This window comes from Vibrio sp. 2132-1 (assembly GCF_033344315.1).
In genome coordinates this window covers 204,812-215,913 of the sequence record NZ_JAWPON010000009.1, presented here as the reverse complement: position 1 = coordinate 215,913, position 11,102 = coordinate 204,812, and the positions used below count along the sequence as shown (strand labels likewise).

7 protein-coding genes are annotated in these 11,102 nt (G+C 48.3%); 2 read left to right on the top strand and 5 right to left on the bottom strand.

Annotation, left to right across the window (positions count from 1 at the left end):
- From R8N47_RS12480 to R8N47_RS12470, 3 genes are all read right to left on the bottom strand, one after another.
- The gene (locus R8N47_RS12480; RefSeq protein WP_064354570.1) at positions 1-1,719 is read right to left on the bottom strand and encodes an efflux RND transporter periplasmic adaptor subunit; all 1,719 of its coding nucleotides are present in this window, start codon (positions 1,717-1,719) and stop codon (positions 1-3) included.
- 12 nt (positions 1,720-1,731) lie between these two features.
- Positions 1,732-3,120: a TolC family protein gene (locus tag R8N47_RS12475; protein ID WP_064354571.1), complete on the bottom strand. Its 1,389-nt coding sequence runs from the start codon at positions 3,118-3,120 to the stop codon at positions 1,732-1,734.
- Between the two features lie 135 nt (positions 3,121-3,255).
- A complete protein-coding gene (locus R8N47_RS12470; protein ID WP_064354572.1) occupies positions 3,256-3,678 on the bottom strand; it encodes a hypothetical protein in 423 nt (140 codons plus the stop codon).
- Positions 3,679-3,993: 315 nt separating this feature from the next.
- Between R8N47_RS12470 and fdhF the strand changes: the two genes are divergently transcribed.
- Positions 3,994-8,232, top strand: a complete 4,239-nt coding sequence (fdhF, locus tag R8N47_RS12465) for a formate dehydrogenase subunit alpha (RefSeq protein ID WP_064354573.1) — start codon at positions 3,994-3,996, stop codon at positions 8,230-8,232.
- Between the two features lie 363 nt (positions 8,233-8,595).
- Positions 8,596-8,967 (top strand): hypothetical protein, encoded by a 372-nt coding sequence (locus tag R8N47_RS12460; RefSeq protein WP_141135663.1) that lies wholly within the window; start codon positions 8,596-8,598, stop codon positions 8,965-8,967.
- 109 nt (positions 8,968-9,076) lie between these two features.
- Here R8N47_RS12460 and R8N47_RS12455 read toward each other — a convergent pair whose 3' ends face one another.
- The gene (locus tag R8N47_RS12455) at positions 9,077-10,174 is read right to left on the bottom strand and encodes an ABC transporter permease (protein WP_064354574.1); all 1,098 of its coding nucleotides are present in this window, start codon (positions 10,172-10,174) and stop codon (positions 9,077-9,079) included.
- The gene (locus tag R8N47_RS12450; protein ID WP_064354575.1) at positions 10,174-11,100 is read right to left on the bottom strand and encodes an ABC transporter ATP-binding protein; all 927 of its coding nucleotides are present in this window, start codon (positions 11,098-11,100) and stop codon (positions 10,174-10,176) included. The genes R8N47_RS12455 and R8N47_RS12450 overlap by 1 nt, the downstream gene beginning before the upstream one ends.
- Positions 11,101-11,102: the final 2 nt, after the last annotated feature.

Sequence of the window (11,102 nt, the reverse complement as noted above, 5' to 3'; positions counted from 1 at the left end):
TTAACCCTCGACGGCTGTTGTTGCAGGAACTAGCTGTTTAAGAACGTAGTCAGATCCTTGTTTTTCAACTAGAAACCGAACTTTCTGTCCTTCTTCAAAACCCGATAGATCAACGTCTTCACCCACAGAGAAGTTCATCTCGCCTGCATCCCAGTTCCATTCTGCAACCGGTAGGTGGTTTAAGGTGATCATGCCAAAATCAGCCATCAGCATGCTAATGTCACCAGTTAGCCAAACCTCTGCGGCAATGACGCTGTTGTCTGCCTTGTAGTCGATGATTTGGTACTGACCGGACTCCGTCTTTTGCATTTCAAATTCGATAGCCTGACCTTTTTTCAAGTCACCCATCTCAACGCCATCTGCGAAAGTGAAGTTCATTACCATGCCCGGCCAATCCCATTCTGGTACAGGCTGGTGGTTGATGGTCAGCATACGGTGATCTTTCATCACATCCGTGATCTCACCTTTGGCCCATGCCGTTTCTGCTGCTGCTTCTACACCATTGATGCGAGACAGATCCGCCGACTGGCTTGATTCAGAGTCGAGCATGAAGTGAGATGAAGTAACGATCTTATCGCCTTGTTTAAGTCCTTGTAATACTTCGATTTGTTCGCCAGCTTCACGGCCAACTTCAATTCGAGCTGAGCGGTATTTGCCTTTGCCCTCAGCCAGAACAACGCGAGTCATACCGCCAGAGCGAATAACAGATGATTTAGGAATCGTTAATACTGCGTCGTCAGTAACAGGCTGCAGAGCAATATTGGCGAACATGTTTGGCTTCAATGCGCCATCTGGATTAGGGAATTTAAGACGCACACGCAACGTACGTGTTTTCGGATCAAGGATTGGGTACACGTAATCTACGACGCCTTGCCATTCATTGCCCGGAATCGCGTCAAGGGTCATCGTGGCTTGAGAACCCGCTTTCATCCAGTGCGCTTGACGCTCAAAGACTTCCGCATCAACCCAAACATTGTCCAAAGGACCTGCACTGATCACCGCTTGAGCAGGGGACAAATAGCCACCTTCACGCACGTTTAAGCTCGCGATAACGCCATCAGCAGGCGCTTTGATTTCAATGGTTTGCGATGCTTTACCACTACGAGTAATGGATTTGATTTGAGCACGGTCAACACCAAGCGTTACCAAGCGCTCGGTCGCGCCTTTTACAAGACCTTTGCGGCCAGTGCGGTACGCATTCAGCAATTCTTCTTGTGCTTTAACCAGTTCCGGAGAGTAGAGCGTGAACAGCACATCGCCTTTCTTCACTTTCTCACCCACGGCATTGATGTAGAGTTTTTCTACCCAACCCGCCACACGAACGTTGGTTTGCCATAACAGACTTTCATCAAAGGCAATATAGCCAACCGTTTCGATGCGTGGTGATAGTTGTTGTAGTGTCGCGTTTGCGGTTTTAACCCCGAGGTTGTTTTCTACTGAAGGGTCAATAGTCACTGTACCCGGTGCGTCTTGTTCACCGGATAGGTCTTCTGCGTAAACCGGAATCAAATCCATGCCCATTGGGGACTTACCCGGCTTGTCGCGTTTGTAATTCGGATCCATTGGGGCAACCCAGTAAAGCGGATCATTAGAGCTTGCAGCAGATTCGCCACCCATCGCACTCATGTCGTGAGCCGAGCCCGTAAGAAAATGATTAGCACCAAACCCTAAAGCACCACCAACAATCAGCGCGATGGTTGCAACTTGTAATGTTTTCATTGTTTTACCTTATTATTTTTTAAATTCAGACAGTTCTGGTTGCTCGACTTGATAGTCGAAACCACCGAGTAGGGTGGCTAAATTGCTGTTTGCGATGTTGAGATCGGTCAGTAGACGTTGTTGCTCCAATTGCAGAGCCAACTCGTCAGTCGTGGCGGAAATCACATCGTTAAACTGCGCTGTGTTGTTTTGATAACCCCGCTCAACGGCTTGAATGCGCGCTTTCGCTTGAGGCAATAAGGTGGATTGATAACGTTCTAAGCGTTGGGTTAAGTTGCCGCGATCAACCAACAGAGTGTTCACCTTGGCATTCATCTGCGTTAGTAAGGTGTCTTTTTGTGATTGTGCCGCGCCAACTTGGTATTGAGCGGCCGCGAGATTGCGATCTTGGCGGTCACCCGTAAACAACGGAATGTCCATGGTTAGGTAAGCGCTGACCAAATCGGAGGCGGGTTCACCCATCATGTTGTCGGCTTGGCGGTAGGCGTACATTACTTCGACGCCAAATTGTGGGTTGTAGGCTTGCTCAGCAATTTCCACCTGCGTTTTATTGGCAGAAATACTGACGTCGGCCATCTTAACCATCGGGTGTTGGCTGAGTTGCTGATAATGCTTGGTGGAACCCTGACTGGCAGCAAGTTTGCTGTTCAGTGTGTCCCAATTAAGTTGATTGCTCGCGTGCAGAGCCTCTTCGTTTGCCAACCAATCTGACCCCAACCATTCGGAGAGTTGAGAGATAAGACGACGTTGCATTTGTGCGTTGGCTTGCAGTTTCTCATCCAACTTGCTGACTTGAAGCTGGGCATTGAGCAGATCTTGCGCTTCACTCTTACCAATCGAATAGTTGGTTTGAATAAAGCTTTCCATCTCCTTCATCAACTTGCGATTCTCAAGCATGATTTGTTCAGCGCGTTGCTGGTAACCAAGTTCTAACCAAAGTTGAGTCATGCTGTTGGCTACTTCAAGCTCACGAGCATGGACTTGAAGCCCAAGGCCGTCGGCTTGTTGATTGGCTTTTTTCTGCTGTAAATCAAGCGTCGAGCCACGCTCAAACTGTTGCATTAAACCAACGGAGATGTTGGTCATTGGGTCTTCATCGAATTTGAAGCTGTCGACAGGCAAGCCACCAAAACCCACTTTCAGTTTTGGGTCCATCAAGGTCGCACTCGCGACGCCCGTTTCACGCATGGCAGCAGATTGCGCAGAGTATTGCTTACGATTGCCATCGTTACTCAAAGCGACGTTGATCAGTTGGGCAAGCTTGGTCGTTGAAGCTCGCTCACTTGATGCGGAATTTTGCGCTGCGTGCGTCTCTTTTCCTGCGGCGTTAACCAAGGTAGGCGCAGCGACCAGAGCCACCATAAAAATAGGTGCAGCTAAGCGGTATGGTTTGATATCCATAATCTAAATCCAGTGTTCGCCGGATCGATGGAGGTGCGGATTTTATTGCGGGAACAGTAAAGCCTTGTTACCTCATCGTTCAGGCGCATTAAAACAACCTGCGATACACGCGCAGGGTCGAATGCTAGGACGGATTTAGGCTATTGGAGGTCGATATAGGTCGCGGCTGACGTGTACGACTGGGGAAGCAACTTCAGGAGTAATAGTTGCGCGATAGATGACGGGCATTGGGCTATTGGTAGGATTCGGTAGGGGGACGAAAACTATCGTACACGCGGCAGTACAGCAGGTATGAACCATGCCAGAGCCTCCACCACAGTTCATGCTGGTTTCTCTTGCATCGCCATCTTCGGACATAGAAGCGTCTGTCATGGAGACGTCCATCATACCAGGCATACCACAGTGTTCGCTGTCACTCATCATAGAAGGATGATGAGCCATGCCAGTAGACATCATTTGAATATTCATCAACAGCTCACTGTTCGCCACACTAGATACCAACAGTACTAGCGTCGTGAAGAGAGTTAACCAGATTGTATGCAGCGATTTTAAGTGCATACCTTTTCCCATGTGTTTGATGAAAATGATGAAAACCCTTCGATTCTAAAGGTTAACCTAAGGGTAAGGTCAATCATTTATTACTCTTATTATCAAAATAGTCCAACCCTTCAGTTTTTGCACTTTCGAGGGAGTAAAACGTTTGTTAAACACCGAGTGTTGAAAGTTAGCGAAAGAAGCCCTCGCTTTTTATGACACGTGAAAAATGTGGTTTATAAGTTTTACATCACACTAACTTGTCTTACAAATGATTATCCTTATAGAATGTATGGTTTTACTTGTGCAGATTTGGATTTGCTTTGCTGCGGGGGTTGCATGATAGAAATTGTCATCGATGGAAAATATAGAATTGTAGAAGAGGGTCTAACCCTTTTAGAAGCAGCAAAAGTGTGTGGGGTCGAGATCCCATCGCTGTGCGGAATGAACAAAAGTAATGAAAAAGTACCGTGTGACTTGTGTGTGGTTGAAGTCGAAAGCGGCGGTACTAAGCGTGCGTGTGAACTTGAAGTTTACCGCGGCCTTAATGTGGTCACGCAATCAGAACAATTAAGCGAGCACCGCAGAAAAGCACTCAACCGTATCATGACGGACCATTACGCCGATTGTGAAGCGCCATGTAAAACCGCGTGTCCAGCGGGCGTTGATATCCAATCGTACCTTTATCACATCGCACAGAACGATCATCAAAAAGCGATTGAAGTGATTAAGCGTACGCTTCCTATGCCGCTATCGATTGGTCGTGTGTGCCCAGCATTTTGTGAGAGCGAATGTCGCCGCTCGTTAGTCGATGAGCCTATTGCAATTCGTCAGCTAAAACGTCATGCCGCGGATGCAGATCTGTCTGCGCATGAAGCCTATGTGCCAGAAAAGAAACCAAGCAAAGGTTTGAACATTGCCGTCGTCGGCAGTGGTCCTGGTGGTCTAACGGCCGGCTACTACCTATCGAACGAAGGCTATGACGTTACGGTCTTTGAATCCATGCCAAAAGCGGGCGGTTGGTTGCGTTATGGCATCCCAGAATACCGTTTGCCAAAAGACATTCTAGATAAAGAAATCGAACTGATGTGCCGCAATGGCATGCAAGTTCACACCAATCAAAAGCTGGGTGTTGATTTCACGCTCTCTCAATTGAGTGAAGAATACGACGCGGTGTGTTTGGCTGTCGGCGCGTCTCAAGCGGTTGAAATGCATTACACAGGCAGTGATCTTGAAGGTTGCTACTTAGGTGTTGATTATCTTAAAGATTACGTTACCGAACAAAGCTACGTTACGGGTCAGAAAGTCGCGGTGATCGGTGGTGGTAACACGGCAATTGACTGTGCTCGTACTGCGCGTCGCGCTGGTGCAGACACCACGTTGATTTACCGTCGAACCCGTGACGAAATGCCAGCAGAAGACTATGAGATTGTCGAAGCGGAACACGAAGGGGTGAAATTCCACTTCTTAACCAACCCGGCAGAAAACCTTGCCGATGAAACCGGACGCGTGAATGCAATTCGTCTAGAACGCATGGCGTTGGGTGAGCCGGATGCATCTGGTCGTCGAAGCCCTAAACCAACTGGCGAGTTCTTCACCGAAGAGTTCGACACCGTGATTGCGGCAGTATCGCAAAAGCCAGATCTGAGCTTCCTCGAAGGCGAAGATTTGTCGATTCCGCTTACGCGTTGGAACACCTCTGATGCAGATGAAAAGACCATGCACACCGGCACGGGCAACATCTTCAGTATTGGTGATTTCCGCCGTGGTCCAGCAACGGCAGTTGAAGCGGTGGGTGATGGCCGCGTTGCGGCAAAAGCGATTGACCTGTTTTTGAATGGCGATATGGCGGATATGCCAAAGGCAGCGTTCAACTCGCGTAAAGAGAAGAAGCTCTCTCAAGTCGATCCGCTTCACTTCGAGAACATCCAGAAAGTCGCTCGCTCTATCATGCCTGAGCTGACTCCAGTACAACGCGAGCAAAGCTTCGCTGAAGTGGAGTTGGGTTTTGATAACGAAGAAGCAATGAAGGAAGCCGCGCGCTGTCTAGAATGTGGCTGTCAGGCAAATACCGATTGTGCGCTGCGTGATTACTCCACCGAATATGAAGCTCAGCAAAGCTTTGACTTCTCCTTGCAGATTAAATCGCATCAAGATTGGTTAGATCTTCGTGCGAAAGACTTGCGTCATAAGTACGAAGTTGACCGTAGCTCTGAGTTTATTGAGTTTGATGCCAACCGCTGTATTAGTTGTGGTCAGTGCATCCAAGCGTGTCGTGACAAAGCCGTGCACGGCGTACTGAACTTTGTGTGCGACAAACAAGGTCGTCCTGCATTACGTCCTGACGACCGTCCACACTTTGGAAGTAACAAGAATGGCTTAACCCTAATGGGCGATTCGAACTGCGTGCAATGTGGCGCGTGCGTTCAAGTGTGTCCAACGGGCGCGATGGTCGATAGTCGTGACCGTTCACAAGGTCGTACTGAAGATCTGAAAGCGGTCGACACCATTTGTACGTACTGTGGTGTGGGTTGTAAGTTGACTATGTTCGTGGACGAAGCAACCAATACGATTCGTTACGTGAAGGGCGGTGACTCGCCAGTGAACCAAGGCATGCTGTGTGTGAAAGGGCGCTTTGGTTTTGATTTCATCGGCAGTGAAGAGCGTCTTACCACGCCTTTGATTCGTAAAGACGGTTGGTTGCAGCCTGCGAGTTGGGAAGAGGCGATTCAACTGATTGCAAGCAAGTTCTCTGGCATCAAGCAAGATTTTGGCAGCAACGCATTGGCGGGTTTCTCTTCAGCGAAAACCACCAACGAAGACAACTACGCGTTCCAAAAATTTGTCCGTCGTGAACTAGGCACCAATAACGTCGATCACTGTGCGCGCTTGTGTCACGCATCGAGTGTAACCGGTCTTGAGGCATCACTCGGTAGTGGTGCAATGACCAACGACATTCCAAGCATTAAGCACTCGGATGTGATCTTTATTATCGGTTCGGATACTACATCGGCGCACCCGATTATCGCTTCACATATTAAACAAGCAATTCGTCATCACGGCGCTCGTTTGATTGTAGCTGACCCGAAACGTGTCGATATGGCAGAGCATGCTGAGCTGTATATGGCGCACCGTCCGGGTACGGATGTGATGCTCCTTAACGGCGTCATGCAGCAGATCATCAAGAACGGTTGGTATGATCAAGAGTACATCGAAGAACGTGTCGACGGCTTTGATACCTTACTGCAAGAAGTGATGTCGCCAGCTTACAACCTCGATAAAGTGGAGTTGGTTACAGGCGTAAAAGCCGAAGACATTCAAGCAATGGCGCGCATGATCGGTACGGCAGATCGTACGGCTGTTTACTACTCGATGGGTATTACTCAGCATACGACTGGTCATGACAACGTGCGTTCTATCGCTAACCTGCAATTACTGTGTGGCAACATCGGTATTGAAGGTGGTGGTATTAACCCGCTACGTGGTCAATCTAACGTGCAAGGCGCGTGTGATATGGGTGCTTTGCCAAACAGCTTCCCAGGCTACCAAAAGGTATACAACCCAATTGTGCGTCAGAAGTTTGCTATTGAATGGAACGCACCAAATCTGCCTTCTGAGCAAGGTCTAACCCTGACAGAAATCATTGATGCGGCTTGCCATCGTGACGTCCGTGGTATGTACATTATGGGTGAGAACCCAGTGTTGAGTGACCCGAACCAAGCGCATGTGATTGAGGGCTTAGAAGCGCTCGATTTCTTAGTGGTTCAGGACATCTTCCTAACGGAGACTGCACAATACGCGGATGTGGTTCTGCCTTCTTGCTCGTTTGCAGAGAAAGCGGGTCACTTCACCAATACGGAGCGTCGTGTTCAGCGCGTGAATCAGGTTGTCACGGCACCGGGTGAAGCGAAAGAAGATTGGTGGATTATTCAAGAAATCGCCAATGCCATGGGTAGTGATTGGGATTATCACTGCGTGTCTGATATCACCAATGAAATCGCACGTGTGACACCTCAATACGCTGGTCTTCGTTGGGATGCCATTACGCCAAACGGTGTGCAATGGCCGAGCAACAAGAACAACCCGGCAGGTACTCGCATCATGCACCAAACCCAGTTTACTCGTGGTAAAGGACAAATGGTGGGCGTACCGTTCCGTTATGCGGCTGAGCTGCCAGATGAAGAGTATCCACTGGTGCTTACTACAGGTCGTGTACTTGAGCAATTCCACACTGGCACCTTGACGCGTAAGACCAAAGGATTGGATAACCTTGCAGGCCCTCGCGCGATGGTGAGCGTGGAAGACGCAGAAGCGCTAGGCATCAGTAATGGTCAGCGTCTGACGGTGTCTACACGTCGCGGCAGCATTGAGATTGATGCCTTTGTGACTAAGCGTATTCAAAAAGGTGTGGTATTCATTCCATTCCACTTTGTTGAGTCTCCGGTGAACCGTTTAACGACAACGGCGACTGACCCGCATGCGAAGATCCCTGAGTTCAAGGTCGCTGCGGTTAAAGTGGAAGTGAGCGAGAAAAAAACGCAGACAGAGTCTCTCGAAGATAGTTACCAACACGTTTAAACTCGGTGAGTCGCGTTGTTGTTGTCACTGACAATTTGAGCCTAGTTGATGGGCGGATAATCTAATCTTGATTTCCGCTCTCACTACATTCACTCTGATTGTCTTTTTCCTCCAATTCCTTTTACTTTTCTGTTATCACCTCGCTCTGGTTAGTTTTCCCTTCTTACTTCTTGCTTTCTCTGAGGCGTATTTTTGTTCAAACTCATGATGAGACTGCAATAGAGTTTGTTGTTGAGCTTGTCATAGAATTGACTGTCTCTGACTGTCCCCTGTTATTTGGGCAAGTTCTATAACCTAAACTTTGCTCGCTTCCTATACTGAATTAACGAAGCAAGATTTTTATAACAACAAGAGGAAGCTTGTATGACAAGAACAACCTCATTAGCACTCGTTTTATTACTTATGTGCGCATACTTTGGTTACAACCGTTATTATGTATACCCCCAGCAGTTGGAAACACAGGCGAAGTCCATGCTAATACAAATGGCAAATCGCGAAGAGTGGGTCGATGTGTTTGAGATGATGAATCGCGTAGACGCGCACAAGGGCCATTTGGAACTTGTTGCTGACGTGACATCCTCTGATGGTCAGCGTGCGTACAGTGAAGGTATTATCACGTACACGGATCGCGAAGGCGTTGTCTGTAAACAGGTAGTGTTCAACTTTAAAATAAACTCTTTGAAAAACTACAATATTTCCGATTTACGAGATTGTTCCTACGGTGAGTACTATTAATATTGTCTGAGAGTTGAGCTCGATAGCACAGTGTATGAATACAGAAACAAAAAATAGCCCTTCGTTGGGGCTATTTTTGTTTTTAAGGAATGAACGCAATATCGTGGGATTAGTCGAGTGATTTTTTGAAGCGAAATGAAGCGACAATAAGGCCGATAACGGTGAATCCAAGTAACCAAACTGTATCTCGCCATAGTTCCATTAGGTCTGCACCACGCAGCACCACACCACGAATAATTCGCATAAAGTGGGTGGCAGGCAGCGCTTCGGATATCCATTGTGCCGCGATGGGCATTCCTTCATAAGGGAACATAAATCCGGATAGAAGAATCGACGGCAAAAGAATAAACACCGTCATCTGCATTGCCTGAAGCTGTGTCGTCGCAATGGTGGATATCACCAAACCTAAGGTTAAACTCGCGGCGATAAACAATAGCGTGCCAAATAGTATCTGACTAATGGCGCCGTTTATCGGCACACCAAATATCCAGTGACCCAAGCCTAAAATGATAAACACCTGTATCAGACCAACAAAGATGTAGGGGATGATCTTCGCTACCATGAGTTCTATGGAATGGATTGGCGTAGTAATCAGTAACTCTAAATTGCCACGTTCTCGTTCTCGAACAATGGCTGCACTGGTGAACAAGATCATCGTCATGGTCAGAATCACGCCCAATAAACCAGGGACAATGTTCACCGCCGAGCGCCGACTCGGGTTGTAATACAGCGCAACTTCAAAGGTTTTGGTTGGAGTAGGGCGTATTTCAAAATCAAAATCTGTTAACGGCATGGTTTGTAGTGAGAGAATCGCAGAGCTGATCATGGTGTCTGAACCATCCACAATCCATTGGCCAAGCTCTCGCCCTTGCACCATACGTTGGGTTAAATCGCTAGGCAGAATTAAAGCCGCTCGTACCAAGCCGTCTTGAATGGCTTGCTCGGCTTCTGTTGCGGTAGCGAAGGTTTCGACCACATCGACCACTTGCGTGACTTTGACGGACTCGGTGATCACACGCCCGGCAGTGCTGCCACTTTGATCGACGACGCCAACGGGGATGTTGCGAATATCGGTATTAATGGCAAAGCCGAACAGCAGAAGCTGAATTAGCGGGATCATCACGACCATGCCAAAGGTAATGCGGTCACGTGAAAGCTGACGGATCTCTTTGATCATCACCGCTTTCATGCGGGCAATAGATTTCATCATTGGCGACCTTCTCCCGTCACGCTGACAAACACATCTTCCAAGCTCGGGCGAGCAATGTTCATCTCGCAGCCATCAAGCTCAGGAAAGGTTTGGGTTAACCATTCGATCGGTTGTTCGATGTGCTGGTGGATCAAAATGCGTAAGCGAATGCCGAGCTGTGCGGCAGAACGGACTTCTTCGCGCTGAATGACTTTCTCTTTTAGCTCGCGTAAGTTATCCGCTTTGACTTCGACGATGTTAACGCCCATTTGCGCCATGAGTTCTTCTGGCTCACCATCGGCGCGGATTTCCCCGGCTTCCATAATCGCCAGACGATGACAGCGTTCTGCTTCATCCATGTAGTGCGTAGTGACCAAAATCGTCGCACCTTGGTCAGAGAGATCAAACAATTGCTCCCAGAAATCGCGTCGGTTCTCTGGGTCAACCGCAGACGTGGGTTCATCGAGAAACAACAGTTCTGGTTTATGCATGGTGGCTGCGGCGAGAGACAAGCGTTGTTTCTGCCCGCCACTCATTCCGCCGACGCGCTGTTTGCGTAGTTGGTCGAGACCGTAGGTTGACAGTTGTTCTTCGATGCGAGCTTTCAGGGCCTTGGTTTCCATACCAAAGATTTGTCCAATAAACTCAAGATTCTCTTGAACCGTGAGGTCATCATAGAGGGAAAACTTTTGTGTCATGTAGCCAATCTTGAGGCGCAGAAGCTCCGATTGTTTTGGGATCTCTAACCCGAGTACATCGACATTGCCCTCGCTTGGGCTAAGTAAGCCAGTCAACACACGAATGGTTGTCGATTTACCGCAACCGTTAGGGCCAAGAAAACCATAAATACTGCCTTTGGGCACATTGAGCGTGATGTTGTTGATGGCGGTGAAGTCACCAAACTTCTTCACTACATTTTCAGCTTGAATCGCGTATTCGGTCATTG